Genomic DNA, 20922 nt, shown 5'->3' with positions numbered 1-20922 from the left:
ATCAGCTTGGCTTCACCTAGGGCATTTTGCCCCTTTGCCGCAAGCGCGGCGCTAATCGGGAACGTTGTCGATCCCGCTTTGCCCCCAAGGGTGGCAGCGCGCGATCCGGCGGGCGGCCAGCCATCCGCCCCGCAGCCCGCCGTGTTTTTGCAAGGCTTCCAACGCATAGGCGCTGCAGGTGGGCTGATAGCGGCAGTTATGCCCGACCCATGGGCTGAAGATCAGCCGATAGCCGCGCACGGGCAGGGCAAGAAGCGCGGCCAAGGGAGTCATTTTCGGACCCCGTGCAGAATATCCAGCGCGCGGGCCAGATCGGCGAGCAATTGATCAAAGGGCAGGGTGGCTGTCGCCTCGCGCCGCCCGACAAAGACATAGTCCATGCCCGCGCGCCCCGCCTGCGGCAGGGTGAGCCGCGCGATCTCGCGCAGGCGGCGCTTGGCGCGGTTGCGGGCCACGGCATTGCCGACCTTCTTGGAACAGGTGAATCCCACGCGAATGGGCGCCGCGCTGGGCTCATCCTCCCGGCGGGGGCGCATTTGCAGAATGAAGCCGGGGGTGGCCACGCGTTTGGCGCGGCTGGCACGTTGGAAATCCGCCCGTTTGGTCAGGGTCTCCAGACGCAGAGAAACCGCCGGGGCAGGGTTCCCCTTCGTGGCGCAAGTGCCATTCAAGGGTGCCTCCGGCGGTGTCATATTCTGGTTCCGAAGATCGAGGGCGCTTATGCGCTCAGCGATTTCCGGCCCTGTGCGCGGCGTGCGTTGATGATCTTACGGCCGGCTTTGGTGGCCATGCGCGCGCGGAAACCATGGCGCCGCTTGCGCACGAGGTTCGAGGGTTGAAAGGTGCGTTTCATCGCTCCGTCTCCATCTAAAGCTGGCTGGGCACGGAATCACTTGAAGGTTCCACCGCGGCCAGCGTCAATTCAAGCCCGTCCTCTAATGCGGCGGGGCGCGCAAGTCAAACCCCCTGACAGGGAAAAACCGCGCTTTGCAACAAAATGCCGGTTTGCGGGGCCGGAATTGTTTCAGTTCACCCCGTAACTTTGCAAAATCGCCCTTTCCCGCACAAGTCCCATCAAGCGCGCGTGAGGAGCCTGTTCCCGCGCCCCGCTTCACGCCATCATTGAGGAAAGCGAAATTGGTCTGATGCAGGCCCAAGGAAGTGTGAAAATGAGCCGCAATGACCAAAGTAAACCCGCGCTGATGCGCTATCTGCCCCTTGCGCTGATCGCGGTCGTCGCTGCCATCGGGGCCTTTACCCTGCGCGATTACCTGAGTTTCGACGCGCTGCGTGACAATCGCGAGGCGCTGATCGCCTTTCGCGACAGCAACTACCTGCTGACCGCGCTGGTCTTTGTCGCCGCCTATGTGGTGATCGTGGCTTTCTCCCTGCCGGGGGCCACGGTGGCCACTTTGACGGGCGGCTTCCTCTTCGGGCTGTTTCCGGGCGTGCTTTATAACGTCAGTGCTGCGACCTTGGGCGCGGTGGTGATCTTTCTGGCCGCGCAATGGGGCCTTGGCGCACGGTTGAAAGACCGGATGGACGCCTCCGAAGGTATGGTGCGCAAGATCAAGGCGGGGATCGACGACAACCAATGGTCGATGCTCTTCTTTATCCGGCTGGTGCCGGTGGTGCCCTTCTTTGTCGCGAATCTGCTGCCGGCCTTCCTTGGCGTGCCGCTGTTTCGCTTCGTGATCTCGACGTTTTTCGGGATCATGCCGGGGGCCTTGGTCTTTACCTCGGTGGGCGCAGGGCTAGGTGCGGTTTTCGCCCGGGGTGAGTCGCCCGACCTTGGGATTATTTTCGAGCCGCATATTCTATTGCCCATTCTGGGCCTTTGCGTGCTGTCGCTGCTGCCCGTGGCGATCAAGACATTTACCGGTAAGAAGGATCTGCTGAAATGACCAACCGTATCAAGACCGACGTTCTGATCATCGGCGCAGGCTCTGGCGGGTTGTCGGTGGCGGCGGGGGCCGTGCAGATGGGCGCGGATGTGACCCTTCTGGAAGGGCATAAGATGGGCGGCGATTGCCTGAACTATGGCTGCGTGCCCTCCAAGGCGCTGATCAAGACCGGCAAGACCGCCTATACCCAGCAACACAGCGCGCAATACGGGGTGGAGGCTGCCGCCGGGGCGGTGGATTACGCCGCTGCCAAGGATCACGTGGCGGATGTCATCTCGCAAATCGCGCCGGTCGACTCGGTTGAGCGGTTCGAGGGCTTGGGCGTGCGGGTGATCCGCGAATACGGACGTTTCATTTCCGATAAAGAGGTGCAGGCGGGCGATACCATCATCACCGCGCGGCGCATCGTCGTGGCCACCGGCTCCTCTCCGCTGGTGCCGCCGATTCCGGGGCTGGCGGATGTGCCCTATGAGACGAATGAGACCCTCTTTGATCTGCGCGAGAAGCCCGAGCATCTGATCATCATCGGTGGCGGCCCCATCGGCATCGAGATGGCGCAGGCGCATGTGCGGATGGGCTGCAAGGTCACCGTGATCGAAGGCAGCCGCGCGCTTGGCAAGGATGACCCCGAATTGTCCGAGGTGGTGTTGCAGACCATGCGGGACGAAGGCGTGGTTTTCGAGGAAGGCAGCGATGCGGCCAAGGTCAGCGGTGCGGCGGGGGCGATCACGGTCGAGACCAAGGATGGCCGCGTGATCAAGGGCTCGCATCTGCTGATGGCCGTGGGGCGCAAGAGCAACATCGACCGGCTCGATCTGGATAAGGCCGGGGTGGAGACCACCAAGGCAGGCATCAAGGTCGACGACAGCCTGCGCAGCAGCAACCGCCGGGTCTATGCCATCGGCGATGTGGCAGGCGGGCTGCAATTTACCCATGTGGCGGGCTATCATGCCGGGGTGGTGATCCGCTCAATCCTTTTTGGCTTGCCGAGCAAGACGAAGCTGCACCATATCCCATGGGTCACCTATGCCGCGCCGGAACTGGCGCAGGTGGGGCTGACCGAAGCGCAGGCGCACGAAGAGCATGGCGACAAGCTGGAGGTCGTGCGGTTCCACTATAACCACAACGACCGCGCGATTGCCGAGCGTCAGACCAAAGGGTTCATCAAAGTCATGGTGGTCAAGGGCCGCCCGGTGGGGGCCAGCATCGTCGGCCATCAGGCGGGCGAATTGATCACCCTGTGGTCGCTTGCGCTGGTCAATAAGATGAAGATGAGCCAGATTGCTGCTATGGTTGCCCCTTACCCCACGATCTCGGAGATTAACAAACGCGCGGCGGGGGCCTATTTCAGCCCGCGCCTGTTCGAAAGCGCTCTGGTCAAAACGGTGGTGCGCGCCGTGCAGCGCCTCTTGCCCTGAGATCGCCCATGATCCACTCGCTTTCTGGCCGCCTGCTGATCCTCACCACCATCTTTGTGATGCTGGCCGAAGTGCTGATCTTTGTCCCCTCCATCGCGCGGTTCCGCGAGGAATATATGCTGACGCGGTTGGAGCGGGCGCAGATCGCCTCGCTGGCGCTTTTGGCCGACGATATGCTCGACCCGGAGTTGGAAGAGGAACTGCTGCGCAACGCCGAGGTGTTCAACGTGGTGCTGCGCCGGGATGAGGCGCGGCAATTGGTGCTGGCCTCCCCCATGCCGCGCATGGTGTCGCAGACCTATGATTTGCGCGATGCCTCGGCGACGGTCTTGATCCGCGATGCGATGTTGCGGCTGTTCCGCCCGGGGAATGAGGTGGTCCGCGTGATCGGCGCGCCGGTGCGCGAAGCGGGGCTGCTGATTGAGGTCACGATGGAGACAGCGCCCATGCGTGTCGCCATGCTCGATTACGGGATTCGCATCCTCATCCTTTCAGCGGTGATCTCGGTCATCACGGCGGTGCTTTTGTTCTTTGCCATGCGGGCCTTGCTGCTGAAACCGATCAAACGGGTGGCGGGGCATATGCAGCGCTATGCCGCGGCGCCCGAAGATGCGCGGCGGATCATTGAGCCTTCTGCCAGCGTGACCGAGTTGCGCGAGGCCGAAGAGGCGCTTCAGAAGCTGCAAACCGACCTTACGCAGGCGCTCAAACAGAAAGAGCGTTTGGCCCAATTGGGCAGCGCCGTCAGCAAGATCAGCCACGATCTGCGCAACATCCTCACCTCTGCCCAGCTGTTCACCGACCGGATCGAAATGTCCGAAGACCCGACCGTCAAGCGCATGGCGCCCAAGCTTGTGGGGTCGATCACCCGGGCGGTGCACCTATGCGAATCGACGCTGGCCTTCGGCAAGGCCGAAGAGCCGGGGCCGACGCTGACGCTCATGCCGCTCGAAGAACTGGTGGAAGAGGTCATAGACGGCGAACGCCTTGCCGATCCCGAAAGCATCGTGCGCTTTGCCGCGGATATTCCCGCGAATCTCACCGTGCGTGCGGACCCTGAGCAAATGTACCGCGTGCTGGCCAATCTCATGCGCAACGCCCGGCAGGCGATCACCGCCACCGGCAAACCGGGCGAGGTCTATCTGCGGGCCGAGGATATGGGCGAGGCATGGTGCATCACTGTCAGCGATACCGGCCCCGGCCTGCCACCCAAGGCGCGGGAGCATCTCTTCACCGCCTTTCAGGGCGGGGCGCGCAAGGGTGGCTCCGGTTTGGGGCTGGTAATCGCCTCTGAACTGGTGCGCGGCCACGGCGGCAGCCTTGCACTGCGCAACAGCGGGCCGGAAGGCACGGTTTTTGACATAACACTGCCCAAGGGGGACGGCGCCCTGTAGATTTTTGAAGAAAATTGCATTTCCTTGAAACGAGGGCTTGCAACTCCCCGGGGCTAAGACTAAACCCCCGCTCAGTGGACCGATAGCTCAGCTGGATAGAGTACCTGACTACGAATCAGGGGGTCGGGGGTTCGAATCCTCCTCGGTCCGCCACTACCCAAAATTGAAGAACCTAGCCCTTTCGGGGCGTCTTATCCGTCTCGCGGCGGGTTGTAGAAGCCCGTGTCGCGGTAGGGCTGGTCAAAGGCGTGATCCATCAGTTCCAGATGGTCTTGGCCGTAATACATGTCACCATTCAGAAAATAGCTAGGCGAGCCAAAGATGCCGCGGGCGATCGCCTCTTCGGTGTTTTGCGTGTGGATTGCCTGGACATCCTCCTCCATCGCCCGTGCGATCAGCCCGTCGCAATCGGGATCGACCGCTTCTGTCGCGCGGCGCAGATGCGCGGGATTCGCGAGATCGATATCATCGCGCCAATGGGCCTGAAGAATCGCAAAGGAAAGCGCGTCGACATCCCGCCCCGCCTGAGCGGCGGCGATCAGGTAGCCGTTTGCAAGGTTCAGCGGGTTGTCGTGGTGGGTCGGGCGGTGGTTGAGAATCTCCAGCCCGCGATACTGCGCCCAACGCTCAATCTCTCGGCCGAAGAAATAGTCTATGTAATGGGGCGTGAAACCGCGGAAATGGCTGACACGGCCTGAGGCGATCACGGGGGTGAGGTCAAAGGGACGATGCATCAGCCGCGCACCGCGGGCCGCGCAAATCTCCAAGAGCTTACGATGCCCCAGATAGGCATAGGCGGAATGGGCGGAATAGAAATATTCAATGGTGTCCAAGGTCGGCTCCCTCCGGTTTTGCCAGCATCATGGCGGAAACCGACGGGGAGACAAGAACGGGGGCCGAAAGCCGAGTGCGGAATCGCGGGTGTGGTCGCAACAGGATGCTTCTAGCCGCGATGACGCTTCAATACCGGCGGTTATGCAATCTGTTCGCCCGGGGCCGGGGCGCGATTGCGCGGACCTTCCGAGGCTGGGGGCGTTGCTTGGCCATGAATGCCACTGCCGCCACCGCGGCCATGATCAGGATCAAGAGTTCGTAAGTCCACATGAGCCATTCCTCCTAGGGCATGTTCATAAGGTTAACCTTAGCGATGCCCGATGGGTTCCGTCTTGGCCGGGATGGTGGCGGCCTTTGGCCGGGGCCGCAAGTCAAAAAGGCCACCGCATTTCTGCGACGGCCTTCTTCCGGCAGTGCCCGCTCCGGGCGTCAGCCCATTTGCCGCACCACGGCCATGGTGGCGATGGCGGGTAGGGTCAGTAGCGCGCCGATGGGCCTGAAATCTTCTTGGAAATGCCGCGCGAAATGCAGCACTGCGGCTAAAAAGGCGGCCAAAGCGGCGAAAATACGCGCGCTTTGGCCTGGAGGGAGACGGAGAGAGAGAAGAGAGTGGAGCGCGCGGTCAGGAGGTGCCGCGTGCCGTGTTTTCAAAGATGCTTTTCATATGGCTGTCGAACTCGTTCCAAGTGATGACAGCCCGGTTGCCCGCATGGCCGTGATAATAGGACCGGCCCGTCGAAGTGGGCAGCCCGGCCCAGATGCGGGCGAGGTTTTCCATGAAACGATGGCGGCTGATCTTGCCCTTCATGAAGGGGGTAAACCCCGCATCTTCGAGCAATAGATCGGCCAGCAGGTCTTGGACCTGCGGAGTGAACCGGTCACTCTTGCTTAGCCCCGCTTCGGCGACGAGCGTTTTCAAAGTGTTGGGGATGAACTGGTAGCGCCCGATGGCATGGGGCTGGCCGGGGGTGGCCTTGATCCAGCGATAGATTTCGCCGATGGTCATGCTTGTGGGGCGCTTGGGCGGCTTGACCCGCGCCCCATGTTGCACCGCGTCATAGCCTTTCGCGCCCGCCTCTGCCGAGGCGATGACATGACGCACCGCCGCCGATGGGCCACCGCGCGGGGGCAGGGTCAGTTTGCGGGGGGCCTGAGCATGTTTGACAGGCGTCTGGATCATGGCCCGGTTAAGGTGGATCCGCGCATCCGAGGCGGAGGGCGACAGGGCGAAGTTCAGGCCGGTGACGGCGATCTTGCGGCTGTCGAAACGGGCGAAATCATTTGCATTTGCCGCGCCGGAGAGGGTGGCGGCGATCAGGCAAAAGGCAGTGCTGGCAGCGAGCTTTTTCATCGGAGTTTCCCATCGGGCTGGAGGTTTGCATTGTCCCTGATCATGCGCCTTCAAAATCGATATTTCATTAATGCGGACAGCTAGTTAGCGTCTCGAAAGGATAGTCGGCCCGGCGCTTGGAGTAGGCCGGGTCGACTTTGGAGCGACGCCGCGCTCTGAAAGAGAAATGAGCCACGTTCCAGATGCGCTTGGAACGTGGCTCTCCCTCGGGGCTGAGTCTCCCGGTCAGCTTCCGAGGAACTGGTCGAACTGGGTCCAGAGTGAGTTGTCCAACAGCAGGTTGAACCGGAAATAGAACCCTTCGTCATAGAGGTTGCTTTGCCCTGCCACCCGGCCACGGGCCTTGTTGTAGCCGAGCGCCAGCAGGACACCTTCGCGCGGGGTGAAGCCAAATTCGGCGCCGATCCCGTTGGAAGAATTGCCCTCGCTGTCCCACAGATGCGTGGCGTTGAGGCCGAGTTGGAAACGGTCGTCGCCGAATTCGTAGTTCAGACCGCCTTGGATCAACTGCGTGGTGGTATTGGCCCGCGCGCCGGCATTGGTGCCGATCTTCTGATGCTGGCCGGCATATTTGCCGTTGATCCGCAGGTCGGCGTCGATCTCGTAATTCGCGTCGATCGACCACAGATGCGTTTCCGTGCTGGCGTGTTTCTCTTCCAGCCGGTGCTCGTACCACGCCAGCACATCCAGGCGGGCGTTGTCCTTAGGGCGATAGGCGGCCCCGATGCGGGTGCGCATGCGGCGGGAGTTCTCGCCCTCGCGGCGGTCAAGCGCGGCACGGCTGCGGGCCAGAACGGTCAGCTCAGGGGTGACATTGCCCGCGATGCCGAAGCTGGCATAATGGGTCTTGCCGCTCTCTTCCCAAGTGGTTTCCAGCTCGGCATCGCCGACCCAGTCACCATCCGCCGATTCCCAGCTTGTGCCGATGGCAAAGGAGGTGAGCTCCCCGTCATTGGTCTCAAGGTTGCGCGAATGCTCAAGGTCGGCGCGCAGATTGGTGCTCTCGTTGATGTCCCAATCGACCGACAGGCCCTGAACCATGGTGGTGTCGCTGGTGCCGCTGGCCTTGGTCATCTCGGTCCGGCCGGTGACCCATTCGTTCATCGTATAGGTGAAGCCATAGGCCGCGCGGGTGACCAGAGCGTCGCTGCCGAACTGAAGCTCGATCTCGTTATAGACGCGCCAGCCGTTCTTGGGCTCGTCGTAAAGGCCGAGGGTCAGTTCGGTGGGGGCGTCACCGCTGAGCGGGGCGCGCAGCTTGGCCTCGATCACGGTGCCGGGGCGGGCCGCTGGGGTCCAATGCGCGCCGAGGATCAGGGCGGTGTCGCTCTCGCTGCCGCTGGCGGTGCGGTCCCGGCTGTACTCAAGGCCGATCTCGCCGCGCAGGGTCTTGCTCAGATGCCGGGAATAGATCGCATCCACGGTCAGCCGCGTGCTGTCGTTGATCCGGTCGCGGGTGTATTCCGCGCCGAAGGCGATGTCGCTGCGCCGGTCGATCTCTTCGCCATAGCTCAGACGAACCTGCGTGGTGCCGGGGCGTGCCAGCCCACCCTGAGCGTAGAAATCGCGGCCCGTGTGGATCGCCTCGAAAGCGAAGTGGCGGGTTTCAGTCTTCAGCTCATAGGACAGGCGCGCAGCGTTGTCCTTGTCGCCCATGGCGTTCTCCGACCGGGCCACCTCGGCCTCCCACAGCCCGCCTTGGCGGTCTTCGTGCTGGAGGTAGGCAGAGTGCATCCGCTGGCGGGCCGCGTTGCCCAAGGGGGCGTCGGCATGGACCGCACGGGCGCCGACAGAGGTCCGCTCGGACAGGGCATAGTTCACCTCGCCTCCGTAGAGCCAATAGGCCTCGGCGCCCTCGGCCTCGACCTCATAGGTCACGCGGATCGACACGGGGTTGCCGTCAAGGTCGAACTGGCGCACCGGGCTGTCGAAAGTGATGGTGTTGCGGAAGAAGTCGAGCAGATAGTCGGTGCCGCGCAGCAGGGGCGTGGCCGACAGGATATCGCCGCCCTCTTCGTCCCGCACGAGGATCTCCACCCGTTCGGAGCCTTGCACATAGCCGCTCAGGTCAAGGTCATAGGGGCCAGAGACACCGCGCCCGCGGATTTCCTGAATCTGCTGCTCCTGCGCCGTCCGGGCGGCGAAGACGGTGACCGAGACGCGGTCGTTCTCCCAATGGCCCTTGGCGCCGGTGGCGACACGTTGCAGGCCGCCCAGTTTCAGCGCGCTCGCCTCGGGCGCGATGGCAATATCGCCGTAGAGCACATAGGAACGGCCTTTCTCCACTTTCACGAAGAGGTTGGACGAAGATTGCGCATCGGCCCCGCGTTCGGAATTGTCGCCGTAGACGGGGTAATATTCCTCACCCCGGATGTCGCGGAACAGGCTGTCTTCGGTGTCCCGGTCCGAGCTGTAGCGCAGGGTCAGCAGGGCATCGCCACGGATCACCCCTTTGAGGTAAAGCTCACCCCGGATCCCGGTGGTGGTGTCCTCGAAGGCGCTGATACGGTCTTCTTCGATAACATTGCCCGCATCTCCGCTCAGCGAAACCGCGCCTTCGATCACACCGATCAGCACACGTTCGTTCAGGTCGGGGGTGAAGGTCACCCGCGCCTCGGCCTCGCCAAAGGAGGAGCGCACGGTGATCAGATCGGGGCCGGAGGCCTGCGGCGGGATCAGGTTGAAGGTCGCCTCGCCATTGTCGAGATAGGCCTGCACGCCGGGCGCGCTGCTGCGGATGTCGGTCACATCCCAAAGCGACCGGCGAGCGGCGAGGGTCACGGTGCCCGATGCGGGCACCGGGCGGCCCCCGGCGTCAAGCACGCGTACCACGACCGGCACCACCGAGGCGGGATTGGCCGAAGCGGTTTCCGGCATCAGGATCTCGATCCGGGCAGGTTTGCCGGGGGCGGTCAGGCGCAGCTCTTTGCGGACGCGTTCGATGCCGAATCCGTCACGGCCCACCAGTGTCAGCACATTCTCGCCCGAGGCCAGTTTCACGGCCACATATTCCAGCGCCTGCACATTGTTTTTCGCCAGATTGGTGCGTTCGCCCACCCGGTCGCCGCCCAGCTCGCGCCCGTTCACCAAAAGCGACAGCGTGAGATCGGCCTTGCCCTTGATCCGGATGTTCTGCGTGGCGCGGGTGACAGACGTGTCTTCGGCAAAGTCGACAAAGCCCGGCGCGCTATCGAGGTTCTGGATCATGCTGTCGAGCGATTGACGCTGGGCCGAGGCACGGGCCGCTTGCGCGACAGAGGAAGGTTCTTGTCCGGCCTCTTCGCTTTGTGCCGCGATCATGCCGGGGGTCAGCTGGGTGGTGGTGGCGATGCCAGCCTCACCGCGCACGGAGCGGGTGCTGCTGCGCTGGCCGTCGATCGGCAGATCGGCTGAATTCATGCCGGGGGTCTGACGTTTGCCGGCGAAATGGTCGCGGCGTTTGCCGACTTCCTCAAGCGCTTCGGGGGTGCATTGGGCCACGGCAAAGTTCTCGGTCCGCAACTCGCCCTTCTTCAGCGGCACGATGCGCGAGCCACCCCGGCGCAGATCGTTGGTGCGGGTCACCTGCACCGCGGTTCCGGCGGGAAGGGTTTCGGGCTGCACGAGGAAGGCATGTGTCACCGGGCGCATGCCGTTGAGCGAATAGGCGCCATTGATATCGGTCACCACAAAGAGCCCTTCCTGGGTCACGATGCGCACACCGGGAATGCCGGGTTCATCCTCAACGCGGTCGCGCAGACCGTTGCCGTTGCAATCCATGAAGACGGCGCCCAGCACGGTGCCTTGGCGCGCAAAGACACCGCCCGAATTGTCGAGCCGGACCATAGCGCGCGCGGTCTGCGATTGTTGCAGCGTCCCGGTGCCCGCTTGGCGGCCCGACAGGATGGCGGTGTTCTCGTTGCGGCCTTCGCGGGCGGCGGCAGAGAATTGCATCACATAGGACAGCTCATGGCTCGACAGCGGCTCAAGCATGCCCACGTCAAAGCGCAGATCGCCATTGCCGATCTCTTGCGGGTCGTCCAGCGGCTCTCCGTTGAGAGTCACCGTGCCGGGCACGAAGTTCACACCATAGGCGGGCCGGTCGAGGATTTCGCCGCCGATCAGCGCTTGGTGCATGTTGTTGGTGAAGCTCAGCGTGTAGGTGACGAATTCACCGTGACCCACGCGGTCGAGGTCGGCGGCTTTGTCCAGCGCCAGCGGCGTGCCATAATTCGGATCAACCGGGATGTCGGAGACGAACAATGCGCCGCCGGCGTGACTGAACGCGCGGCCCCAACCGGCATCCATCACCCTGCGGCCCATACCGGCATAGTCCAGACGCGCGGAGGGGAAGATCCATGCGGGCGCGTCCATCACGGCATAGCGGTAGTCGCCTTCGGGCATTTCGGAGAAGGTGAAAAAGCCGCGCTGGTCGGTCTGGGTGCGGGCCATTTCGTTGCCCGAACGGGCATCGACAAGCGCCACCGCCACGCCGTCAATCGGGGCGTTGGTGACGGAGTTGAACAGAAAGTTGCCGGGGTTGATCATCAGATCGTCCTCAAGCACCGCGCTGTCGCAAGACGCCGTCGCGATGAAGCTATCGCCAAAGTCGGTGGCCATGACCTGATCCCCGGCAACGGCGGGCGACATCTGCGCCATCGGCAGGGCGGGGGTGAGGAAGACACCGGTGTTGGCCCCGGTCTCGGTCGCGATGATGGTTTCCACATCGCCGGTCAGCATGCTTCGGATGGTCACCGCCGTGCTGTCGACTTCGGTGCTGATGTTGCAGGCGCCCGAGGTGAGGCGCAGGCGGGTGTCGCTGCCCGGCGTGCCATAGGGCTGGTCCGCGCCGGTCTCAGGGTGTTCAAAGACCAAGGTGCCGACCGTCTCTGTATCGCGGTCATAGACCACGGTGTTAGAGGCCAAGAGCAGGGTGCTTTCTTGGTTGTTGTAAAAGGCCGAGGCGGTGTTCTGCACCTCTACCTTGCCCAAGTCGGCAGGCACGCGCACCGAGAAGCTGGGATCGGTCGCATGGCCGACGGCGTAGTCGCCCTCATGAAAGAAGGCCACCGCATCCACGTCATGGGAAAGCCCGGCTGGGGCGACGCTGACGTAGTGGTGGTCGGGCGCGCCGCGCATGTGAACCAGCGCGGTCATGGTGCCCGAATCCTGCACCGCGTGGAACACGGTGTTCAGCGGGATCGCATCGCGCAGCAAGACACCGGTCCGGGGGGTGCCATCGATCACGATCGGCTGGCCTTCGACCTCGGGGTAGCCGAAGGCGTCCCGCTCGGAATCGTTGCGCAGCCGCAGGGTGTAGGTGATGAGCGCGCCCTCGTCATTCTCGGCGACGACCTGCTCTTTGGAGACTTCGAGCCCGCCTTCCTCGACCCGCGAGACACCCATAGCGTCTTCGGTCAGGTTTTGGCCATCCTCGGTCACGGCAGATGCGGTCAGCATGCTGGTGAATTGGGTGCTGACGGGGGTCTCGGCGGAGATGCGGAACTCATAGATCAGTTGCAGCCGCTCGCCCGCGGCGAGCATGAAGGGCGCGGACATGTCGAAAGCGCGGTCTTCGGTATCGATCAGGCCGTTGCCGTTCAGGTCAGGGAAAAGCGATTGGCGCGACATCATTCTGGCGCTGCCTTGCTCGCTGATACTGACCGATGTGGAAAGCGGCACGTTGCCGCTGTTGATGACGTCGAAATGGTAGCGGCCAAAGGCACCACGGGTCAGCAGAAGGTCGGAGTAGCCGGTCACTTCCAGCCCGGGAACCGCGGCGACTTCGGCCCGTACCGGGTTCGAGAAGACGCGTTCCATGATGCCAAGGGAGGTGTTGAAATAGCTGACTTCTGCCACGTTGCGGATGAAAGACCCAGCGGGGGCCGGGGCGGCGGTGGCGGTCTGGGGGAGAAGGCTCAGGCCCAGTGCGGAGGCGCTGATCAGGGCCAGAGCCGGGCGGGCTTTAGACATAAGGAAACTGCGCATCAGCTTGCTCCTGTTGCGATCCCTGGGAAGGGCGTGAAAAATGGGGGAGACGGAAACGGGGGGAGGAGGGGGCGCCCCCGGGAGAGCATCGCTCAGCCCGGGGGCGCCCGAGAGGTCGCTTAGTCGTCGACCCGCACGGTGAACTCTACCCGGGCGAAGCCGCCGGGAAGGATGCTGCCATGCGTGCTCGATACGTTGGTCGAGGTGACGGTGGCCGTGCTGGTGCCCGGGAACAGGCTTTCAGGGCAGGCGCCGCCACAGTCCGTGATCGCGGTATAGGCCGGGGCCGCGTCCGTGATGATCACATTGTCCGCCGCAGAGGCACCTGTGTTCTCGGCTTCGACCATGTAGCGGATGCACTGGCCGGGCTCGACATCAAGGCGCGTCTTGGTGAAGGTGCCCACGGTGCCATCGCAGCTCGCGTCGATGTACTGATACTTGCTCAGTGTGACATCGCCCGAGATGATGACCACGCGGTCTTCGACGGCGTTGTTGGTCTGGTCGATATCGGTCCCGACACCGTTCAACGTGTTGTTGATGGTGATGGTGCCGACTTCGGACACACCTTGGGTGGCTGTCGACGGCGTCTGCACACGGTAGATCAGCGAGATGCTGTCGCCCGGGGCAAGTCCGTTCACACCCGGCGAGACGCCGTCGGTCAGGTCATTGAAGTTGTCGATCACCGGTTCGGACGGATCGATCACACCGTTGCCGTTCTGATCCCAGAAGATCGCGCCGGAGAAGTTGGTCAGGCCCGATTGCGTGATCGACGCTTCGGTGATGGCCACGTTCCCTTCGTTCGAGATGGTGTGGAGGATGTCCACGATACCACCCGGCGAAGCCTGCGCGCTTTGGTCTTCGATGATCTTCACGTCATAGATTTCATTGACCGTGACTTGGTTGACGATCCGGTCACCTTGACCCGAGACGGAAGAGACGACCGCGACGTCGACCAGCGTGTCACCCGGCAGAGCGCCATCGGCGGGCGTGATCACGGCGCGGATGGCCTGCGATGCGCCTGCGGGGATGGTGCCGGTGTTCGACACGATCGATCCGTCGGGCAGTTGGAACTCAACCGTCCAGCCTGCGGGCAGGGCCTGATCCAGCGACAGGTTGAAGCTGTCCGAGGTGGGGCCGTTGTTTTCGACCAGCATCTCGAAGACAACCGGTGCGCCCGGGTCTGTCGACTGGGTGACCCATGGGTTGCCACCGTTCGTCGGTGCCGCGCCATCGCCTTCGGAACCGACGACGGCGTTCTCAAGATCGACCGAAGCCGCAAGAACCGCGCCGGTGAATTCGGCAGTCGACACATCGCTGACGCCGGAGTTGTCCGAGGTCGTTGTGATGACGGCGGTGTAGTTGGTGGTGGCGGTTGGTGCGACATCGGTTGGCAATGTGGTGATCAAGGTCACCTTGGCGCTGTCACCGATACCCAAGGGACCGACAGAGCCGACCACCGGTGTGATACCGTCGGCGCCCACAAAGCGGAAGGTGGTGCCAGCCGGGAAGTCGCCATTGGCCACGTCGAGGGTCAGGCTGTCCGGGCTGTTGGAGAGGTTGGTCAGCACGAATTCCTGACGGATTGTGCCGCCCTGATAGACATCGCCGGATTCCGTGACGACATCGTTGTTGGCCGCGTCATCGTCGGTGGCCGAGGCAATCGCCGGGTTGGCCGTGCCGTTGGAGTTGATCGCCGTATCAGCAACCGCCACCGCATATTGGTTGTCCACGGTGACAGAGGCGGTGTTCGATGGCGGGAAGGCCACGCCGTCAACGTCCTGGGTCGCCACGTTGGTAATGATGCCCGCATTGGCGGTATCCGCGATCACGGCACGGAAGGTCACCTCACCCGAGCGGCCAGAACCGACAGAGGAGATCAGGAAGTTGACGTTCTGCGCGTCGTCATAGTCCCACGCGATGGTTTCGCCAGAGCCGTTTGTCGCGTCGACGACGGTGGAGCCGTTGTCATCGTCCAGCGGTGTGGCAGAGTCAGACCAGCGGGCCGAGCCGGGCACATAGGTCAGGCGGCCATCGAGCACGTCCTGCACAGAGTAGCTGTTGGCCGCGGCCAGACCGGTGCTGGAGTAGGTCAGCGTGATCGTTACCGTATCGCCCGCGTCGATGATATTGGGGTTGCCGCCCGAAGCCGGGTCCGCCGTCATCGATTTGACCAACTCGACAATCGCGTCGTTGGAGATTGTCAGCGTGTCCGTATTGGTGCTCAGCACGGTGCCGTCGAGGGTCGAGGCCGCCGTGACGGTGATCGTGTCGGAACCGGTCGCCGTGGAGGCGACGGAGGCTTCGATCACGATGCCGAACTGCTCACCGGGGGCGAGGGTCGGGGTCTCGGTCAGCGGGGTGGCGCTATCGGCCACGCCGTCCATGTTGGCGTCGGGGTAGAAAACCAGCTGCGAGGTGTCGAGCGTGCCGGTGTCGGTTTCCACTGCCGTCAGCGCAAAGGCATCCGGGCCGTTACCATCGTTGGTGATGATGTGCGGCAGGAACGCCTTACCGCCGGGGGCGATGGTTTCGGTGTTGTCAGAGGTCAGGGTGACGCCGGCAACTTGCTGAACGACTGTCTCAACGGTGTTGGAGGTTACCGTGATCGTGTCGCCCGCGGCATTGGTATAGGTCGCCACGGCTTGGTTGCCGATGACAGAGCCCGCTTCGGGCGCCGCGAAAGCGACAGTGCCGATCACGGCGGTCAGAGCAACGGCGCTTACGGAGCGCAGGAAGGTTGTTTGGTGTTTCACGTTAATATTCCCTAGTTCTATAGTAGTTGGAGAGAGAGTGGAGAGAGAGAGGCGCCGGGATTAGTTCAGGCGCACGCGGTAGCTGTTGAAGGCGGAATCGCCTGCTTCGAGCGGTTCGGAGAGGGTCCAGCGCACGGCGGCGACAGCCTCTTCAGGGAGCGGCTCTTCGGTCATGTTGCCATCGGCATCGACGACCTTGCGGATGGCGGGAACGGTGGACCATTCCAGCCCTTCCTGTTCGGGGTCCATCTCGGCCTGGACTTCAAAGACCGCGGCGACAGAGGTCACTTCGGCGCCCAATGTGATAGAGACGCCCTCGGGGACCGGTGCGGCGATGACGAGCCCTTCCATGGCGCCGTCGGTCATGTTCTGGTGGCGCAGCTCATAAGAAATGACTTCGCCCGGGCGGACCGTCTCACGCTCAACGAGGACTTCTTCGCCCTCGGCATTGGTTTCCACCACGCGGAAGGAGAATTCGCTCGTGAGCGCGTCGGCGGCAGCCGCGAAACCCGCGAGCGACAAAGCCGTACTCGTGATGAGTGTCTTGGACAATTGGGAGATATGGATACGCATCTAGTAGTTCCCTTGTTGGCCGGTGAAGAGCCGGCGATTGCAATGAACGGACACGCTCATTGCGTTGTCCTGTTCTCATCTTCGGGGAACCGGATACCGATATCATCTGAGCGAACGGTTAACTCGCTGAGCCTGTGGTCAGGCGCTTAACCGAAAGGATAGGTGGCCCTATCAGGTCGCGCCGCGGCCTATCATTTGGCGCGGAAATGGGGCCGGGCGCGGGCTCCGCAGATGGTTAATTTTGCTGGGAAAATGGGGCTTCCGAATCTTTGATTCGATGCGGGCCGTCATAGGCCGAACGCAAAAACGCCCGCGCGGGGCGGGCGATTATGGTTTACGCTCAGAGGGGAGACGGGGGGGCGCTACAGGGTGCGCGCTGGGCCGATGCCGGGGGTGGTTCAGGGGTGTGAAACGGGCCTCAAACGAAGCCCGCATCGCGCGCAATGATCGCCGCATCGGTACGATTCTTTGCGTCCAGTTTTCGGCAAAGTGTTTTGACATGCAGTTTGATCGTCACTTCCTGCAGATCGAGGTCGCGGGCGATCTCTTTGTTAGACTGCGCGTTCATCAATCCGCGCAGCACTTGGCGCTCCCGCTCGGACAGGGATTTCTCGAAATCCGTCTCTTCGGGATTGTCCTTGCCCGACATGAAGGTGACCGGGGCATAGGTCTCTCCCGCCGCCATGAAACGCACCGCGTTGACCAGTGACTTGGCGGGCAGCGTCTTGGGCAGAAAGCCGATCGCCCCCATTTCGAGCGCCTGTTCGGCAATGAGCCGAGTGGCGGTGCCGGAAATCAGCCCGACCGGGCGACCCTCATTGATATCAAGAACGGTTTGCAGACCCTGCAAGCCCTTCATGCCGGGCATTGTATAATCCAGCAGCACCAGGTCGTAGGGCGGCTCTGATTTGATCTTGTCCAGCGCTCCGGCCAGATCGCTCGCCGCTTCGGTGACGGTGGCCCCATCCGCATCAAGAAACATGGCGATGGTCTCTCGGACCATGTCGTGATCATCGGCAATTAAAATACGCAAAGACATAATAGATCTCCTGAAGCCAAAATGGCCGGCGTTCTTTAATTGGTAGAGTGTGCCCGTTTCAAAAGAAAGATGAAAGCCCAAGGGGGAAGGGGGGCAAAGGCATGCGCCGCTATCCTTTGGTATGGCAATGCGGGCCGCGCGGGGACAGGCGCACCTATCCTTTGGTATAGGGGGGATGCGCTTCTGCGCCTTCGCGCCTGTCATTCGGGCAGGGTATGGTCAGGTCACAACGCCAGATAAGGAAATTTGACATGACCTTTCAGTACCTCAGCAAGACCATCACCGCGGCCGCCCTCTCTCTGGGTCTTGCGTCGGCGGTTGCCGCCCAAGACGAAGAGGCCGTGCTCGAAGTGACGCTGGCCGAGGAAACCCATAGCTTCACCCTCTCAGATCTCAAATCCATGCCTGTCTCTAGCTTTGAGACGACGACGATCTGGACCGATGGCACGCAGGCATTCGAAGGTGTGTCGCTGAAGGACCTGTTTGAGACGCTGAACGTCGAAGAGGGCACCATCACCGCGACGGCGATCAATGATTATGCGGTGGAAATCCCGATGTCCGACGCGGTCGAAGACGGGCCGATCATCGCCTACCATACCAATGGAGAGGAGATGTCGCGCCGGGACAAGGGGCCGCTTTGGGTGGTCTACCCCTATGACAGCGACATCGCCTATCAGACGGAACTGGTCTACAGCCGGTCGATCTGGCAGCTTGACCGAATTCGTGTCGAGTAACTGGTAATGGCGCAGAGGGCTTGGATGAACGACGCAGGAAAATTCGGGCCCGCGCGCGCAAGAAGCCGACAGGTCTTGATGCTTATCCTCGTGCTGGGGATGAGCATCGCCGCCTATCTGGCCTATAACGTCTGGGACCGGATTCAGGCGCTCGACAGTGCGCAGCAAGACCACGCTGAATGGGTCTTTACGCAGATCGAGATCGAATTTCTCAAGACCGACCGCGCCTTGGCGCAGGCGAAATCCGCCACGCCCGAGGCGCTGGACGAGTTCCGCAAAAGGTTCGACATCTTTTATAGCCGCGTTCTGTTGGCCGAACGGGTGCGCAACAACGCAAAGGCCAAACCGAAAATCCGTGAGTTGCGGGCTCTGCTGGATGGGTTCCTGCCCGCGATCGACGGCTCTGATGCCGACCTGATCGCGGCATTGGACGATATCGACGCCATGTTGCGCAGCATCGAAGACGTGCCCCGCGAGATTGCCCTCGCCTCCATCGCCATTGCCAGCGAGATGTCCCAAAACGAACGCCATGAGATCGTGCGGCTGATCGAGGTGATGGCGGCGATCGTCTTGATCGTCACCCTTGCCTTGGTCGGGGCGGTCTATCGCCTCTCGCGGCAAGCCAGCCGGTTGAACCGCACTTCGCAACTGGTCGAGGAAAACCACCTGCGTCTTGCGACCACCCTTCAGGCATCGCTCGACGCCATCGTCGTCATCAATGAGCGGGGGGAGATCGAAGATTTCAACGGCTCCGCCGAAGAGATCTTCGGCATCACCCATGAGGCGGCGGTGGGCAGGGACTATATCAGCCTGCTGATCCCCCCGGCCGACCGCATGGTGCACCGCGAAAGGCTTGAAAGGTTCCGTCGCACCGGCGAGACCGAGGTCGCCGACAAGGGCCGCCGCGAGTTTGAGATGATCGACCACGCCGGGCGCATTTTCCCGGTCGAGATGTCCGTGTCGCAATCGCCGATGGGGCATGGGTCGCTCTTTATCGCCTATATTCGGGACATCACCGAAAAGCGCCTTCGCGAGGCCGAGATCATCGCCGCGCGGGATGAAGCGCTTGACGCCTATCAGGAAAAATCGCGTTTCTTCGCCATGATGAGCCATGAGATGCGTACGCCGCTCAATGGTGTGATCTCGGCCCTGCAACTGCTGCAAGATGACCGGCTTGATGATGAGCAAAAGCGCTATCTCGATGCGGCGATGACCTCGGGTGAGATTTTGTTGGGCCATATCAATGACGTGCTGGCCATTGAGCGCAGTGAGGCGGGAACTTATGAACAGGTGCGTCAGACCTGTGACATGACCGTGCTGATGGCGGGAATCATCAACACGATGGACCCTCTGGCCGAGGCCGGGGGCACCCGGCTGCATCTTGATCTGACCCAGTTAGACGACAAGGCCATCGTTACGGACCCGCGGGCGATCCAGCAGATTTTGGTGAACCTTTTAAGCAACGCGATCAAGTTCAGCCCCGGCGGCGATGTGACCCTGCGCGGGTGGTTCGCGAAATCCGCGGGCAAGGGGGAAGCGTTCCACCTGCAGGTCGAAGATGACGGCTCCGGCATTCCGGCGGGGGATATTGACCGTATTTTCGAAGATTTTGTCTCGCTCGACAGCCGCTATGAGCGCCGCACCGGGGGCACCGGTCTGGGGCTTGGGATCGTGCGCCGTCTGGTCAAACGTCTGGGGGGTGAGATCACCTGCGAGTCGACGGTGGGGGAGGGGACATGTTTCACCCTGCGCCTGCCCGTAGAGCTTGCTGATCTGGCCGAGATCGACTGCGATGCGGCCCCCGACCCGCAAAAGCGCGCCGAACCCGCGGCGGCCCAGCGGCTCAACCTTCTGCTGGTGGACGACAATGAAATCAACCGCGAGCTGATCAAGGCGATGCTTGAGAAGATTGGCCATGACGTCACCCTCGCCACCGGCGGGCGCGAGGCGATCGAACTGGCCGAAGACGCGCCCTTCGATGCGATCCTGATGGACATCTCCATGCCTGAGGTGAACGGCATTCAGGCGACCAAGGCGATTCTCTCCGGCGAGGGCCCCAACCGCGAAACGCCGATCATCGCCGTGACCGCCCATGCCATGCCGAAAGAACGGGCGGAGTTCAGCGCCGTCGGAATGTCGGGGTTCATGCAAAAGCCGCTGGATATGAAGGTGCTGCGCGCCAAGCTGCGCGAGCTTTCGGGGCGCGCGGTGATACCGGAGCAGGCTCTGCCCGAGCGTTTGGCCAGCGCGCAGTCATCGGTACAGGCGAAATCCGCGAAACGGCCCCTGTTGAACGAACAACAAATCGCAGATTTGCTCGACCTGCTGGGTGCGGAGAAACTGCGCGAGCGGGTGGAAAAGCTCGACCAACAAGTCGCGACCGATCTGCCCGACCTGATGGCAGCCGATGCTCTGCCTGACCTACAGGCCCGCGCCCATGCCATGGCCGGGATGTGCGGCATGCTCGGCGCCGACCGGCTGCACGGCCTGCTCAAAGAGATCGAGACCGCCTGCAAGACCGACAAGGACGAAGAGGCGCGCGCGCTGGCTGAGGCTTTGCCCGCCACCTGCGACGCGACGCTGGCGGCGATGAAGGCGCAGCTTGACCTCTGACAAGTCTGCTTGGGCGGGGCGGCGGAAACCTATCCTTAAGACTAGTCCGATTATACCCCCGCCCAGATGCAACGATGCGAGGCGCGACCTATAGTTAGTTATGCCCGTCGATAGACGGGTCTGCACGAAGGCGTCATTGACCAGACCAATGACCGCGTCCCAAGCTGGCAACCGGTTCATTTCGACCGTTTCGCCTGAAAATATGCTTCGCGACGCGGGCCTTCTCGGGAGCTGCTGCCCGTTCCCCTACCCCAGGGAGCGGCTCCCTGATAGCTTTGCAGCGATGCGCCCCACCGGTTTTCCCCGTCCTCCCCTCGGGGGGAAGACCGGGGGCGCATTTGG

General features: G+C 62.5%; 14 protein-coding genes and 1 tRNA gene. 6 read left to right on the top strand and 9 right to left on the bottom strand.

Features of this window, described 5'->3' with window-relative positions:
• Positions 1–51 precede the first annotated feature (51 nt).
• The 3 genes from yidD to rpmH are packed head-to-tail and all read right to left on the bottom strand — an operon-like array spanning position 52 to position 853.
• Positions 52–273 carry a membrane protein insertion efficiency factor YidD gene (gene yidD, locus FCK22_RS09810; protein WP_067267460.1) on the bottom strand — a complete coding sequence of 74 codons (222 nt, stop codon included), beginning with the start codon at positions 271–273 and terminating at the stop codon, positions 52–54.
• On the bottom strand, positions 270–692 hold the full coding sequence (rnpA, locus tag FCK22_RS09805; RefSeq protein WP_067267461.1) for a ribonuclease P protein component: 423 nt from the start codon (positions 690–692) through the stop codon (positions 270–272). Before rnpA ends, yidD begins: the two co-directional genes overlap by 4 nt.
• 26 nt (positions 693–718) lie before the next feature.
• Positions 719–853 carry a 50S ribosomal protein L34 gene (rpmH, locus tag FCK22_RS09800; protein ID WP_007118882.1) on the bottom strand — a complete coding sequence of 45 codons (135 nt, stop codon included), beginning with the start codon at positions 851–853 and terminating at the stop codon, positions 719–721.
• A 316-nt stretch (positions 854–1169) separates the two neighbouring features.
• On the opposite strand from rpmH, the gene FCK22_RS09795 reads away from it, so the two are divergent.
• The 4 genes from FCK22_RS09795 (at position 1170) to FCK22_RS09780 (ending at position 4869) form a co-directional block, all read left to right on the top strand.
• Positions 1170–1904 (top strand): VTT domain-containing protein, encoded by a 735-nt coding sequence (locus tag FCK22_RS09795; protein ID WP_067267463.1) that lies wholly within the window; start codon positions 1170–1172, stop codon positions 1902–1904.
• Positions 1901–3322 (top strand): FAD-dependent oxidoreductase, encoded by a 1422-nt coding sequence (locus FCK22_RS09790; RefSeq protein ID WP_067267465.1) that lies wholly within the window; start codon positions 1901–1903, stop codon positions 3320–3322. Before FCK22_RS09795 ends, FCK22_RS09790 begins: the two co-directional genes overlap by 4 nt.
• A gap of 8 nt (positions 3323–3330) precedes the next feature.
• Positions 3331–4716 carry a HAMP domain-containing sensor histidine kinase gene (locus tag FCK22_RS09785; RefSeq protein ID WP_067267467.1) on the top strand — a complete coding sequence of 462 codons (1386 nt, stop codon included), beginning with the start codon at positions 3331–3333 and terminating at the stop codon, positions 4714–4716.
• 76 nt (positions 4717–4792) lie between these two features.
• Positions 4793–4869 (top strand) — tRNA-Arg (locus tag FCK22_RS09780).
• A 38-nt stretch (positions 4870–4907) separates the two neighbouring features.
• Here FCK22_RS09780 and FCK22_RS09775 read toward each other — a convergent pair.
• From FCK22_RS09775 to FCK22_RS09750, 6 genes are all read right to left on the bottom strand, one after another.
• A complete protein-coding gene (locus tag FCK22_RS09775; protein ID WP_067267471.1) occupies positions 4908–5549 on the bottom strand; it encodes a 2-hydroxychromene-2-carboxylate isomerase in 642 nt (213 codons plus the stop codon).
• Between the two features lie 623 nt (positions 5550–6172).
• Positions 6173–6901, bottom strand: coding sequence for a hypothetical protein (locus FCK22_RS09770; protein WP_067267472.1), 729 nt, complete (start codon positions 6899–6901; stop codon positions 6173–6175).
• Positions 6902–7126: 225 nt separating this feature from the next.
• Positions 7127–12868, bottom strand: coding sequence for a DUF11 domain-containing protein (locus tag FCK22_RS09765; protein WP_136720400.1), 5742 nt, complete (start codon positions 12866–12868; stop codon positions 7127–7129).
• A 119-nt stretch (positions 12869–12987) separates the two neighbouring features.
• Positions 12988–15621 carry an NEW3 domain-containing protein gene (locus tag FCK22_RS09760; RefSeq protein WP_067263981.1) on the bottom strand — a complete coding sequence of 878 codons (2634 nt, stop codon included), beginning with the start codon at positions 15619–15621 and terminating at the stop codon, positions 12988–12990.
• A 60-nt stretch (positions 15622–15681) separates the two neighbouring features.
• Positions 15682–16194, bottom strand: a complete 513-nt coding sequence (locus FCK22_RS09755) for a hypothetical protein (protein WP_067263978.1) — start codon at positions 16192–16194, stop codon at positions 15682–15684.
• A gap of 418 nt (positions 16195–16612) precedes the next feature.
• Positions 16613–17233 carry a response regulator transcription factor gene (locus FCK22_RS09750; protein WP_067267389.1) on the bottom strand — a complete coding sequence of 207 codons (621 nt, stop codon included), beginning with the start codon at positions 17231–17233 and terminating at the stop codon, positions 16613–16615.
• A gap of 251 nt (positions 17234–17484) precedes the next feature.
• Between FCK22_RS09750 and FCK22_RS09745 the strand changes: the two genes are divergently transcribed.
• Both FCK22_RS09745 and FCK22_RS09740 read left to right on the top strand, forming a co-directional pair.
• The gene (locus FCK22_RS09745; RefSeq protein ID WP_067267391.1) at positions 17485–17967 is read left to right on the top strand and encodes a molybdopterin-dependent oxidoreductase; all 483 of its coding nucleotides are present in this window, start codon (positions 17485–17487) and stop codon (positions 17965–17967) included.
• Between the two features lie 78 nt (positions 17968–18045).
• A complete protein-coding gene (locus FCK22_RS09740) occupies positions 18046–20580 on the top strand; it encodes an ATP-binding protein (protein WP_231886429.1) in 2535 nt (844 codons plus the stop codon).
• Positions 20581–20922 lie beyond the last annotated feature (342 nt).

Source organism: Sulfitobacter sp. 15WGC (genome assembly GCF_005068605.1).
In the GTDB taxonomy this organism is placed as follows: Bacteria; Pseudomonadota; Alphaproteobacteria; order Rhodobacterales; family Rhodobacteraceae; genus Sulfitobacter; species Sulfitobacter faviae.
This window is presented reverse-complemented; position numbering and strand designations above follow the sequence as displayed.

What these genes read in the sequence shown, in the direction of transcription:
- yidD (WP_067267460.1), bottom strand. Translation starts at nt 273, where the DNA reads ATGACTCCCTTGGCCGCGCTTCTTGCCCTGCCCGTGCGCGGCTATCGG.
- rnpA (WP_067267461.1), bottom strand. Translation starts at nt 692, where the DNA reads ATGACACCGCCGGAGGCACCCTTGAATGGCACTTGCGCCACGAAGGGG.
- rpmH (WP_007118882.1), bottom strand. Translation starts at nt 853, where the DNA reads ATGAAACGCACCTTTCAACCCTCGAACCTCGTGCGCAAGCGGCGCCAT.
- FCK22_RS09795 (WP_067267463.1), top strand. Translation starts at nt 1,170, where the DNA reads ATGAGCCGCAATGACCAAAGTAAACCCGCGCTGATGCGCTATCTGCCC.
- FCK22_RS09790 (WP_067267465.1), top strand. Translation starts at nt 1,901, where the DNA reads ATGACCAACCGTATCAAGACCGACGTTCTGATCATCGGCGCAGGCTCT.
- FCK22_RS09785 (WP_067267467.1), top strand. Translation starts at nt 3,331, where the DNA reads ATGATCCACTCGCTTTCTGGCCGCCTGCTGATCCTCACCACCATCTTT.
- FCK22_RS09770 (WP_067267472.1), bottom strand. Translation starts at nt 6,901, where the DNA reads ATGAAAAAGCTCGCTGCCAGCACTGCCTTTTGCCTGATCGCCGCCACC.
- FCK22_RS09765 (WP_136720400.1), bottom strand. Translation starts at nt 12,868, where the DNA reads ATGCGCAGTTTCCTTATGTCTAAAGCCCGCCCGGCTCTGGCCCTGATC.
- FCK22_RS09755 (WP_067263978.1), bottom strand. Translation starts at nt 16,194, where the DNA reads ATGCGTATCCATATCTCCCAATTGTCCAAGACACTCATCACGAGTACG.
- FCK22_RS09750 (WP_067267389.1), bottom strand. Translation starts at nt 17,233, where the DNA reads ATGTCTTTGCGTATTTTAATTGCCGATGATCACGACATGGTCCGAGAG.
- FCK22_RS09745 (WP_067267391.1), top strand. Translation starts at nt 17,485, where the DNA reads ATGACCTTTCAGTACCTCAGCAAGACCATCACCGCGGCCGCCCTCTCT.
- FCK22_RS09740 (WP_231886429.1), top strand. Translation starts at nt 18,046, where the DNA reads ATGCTTATCCTCGTGCTGGGGATGAGCATCGCCGCCTATCTGGCCTAT.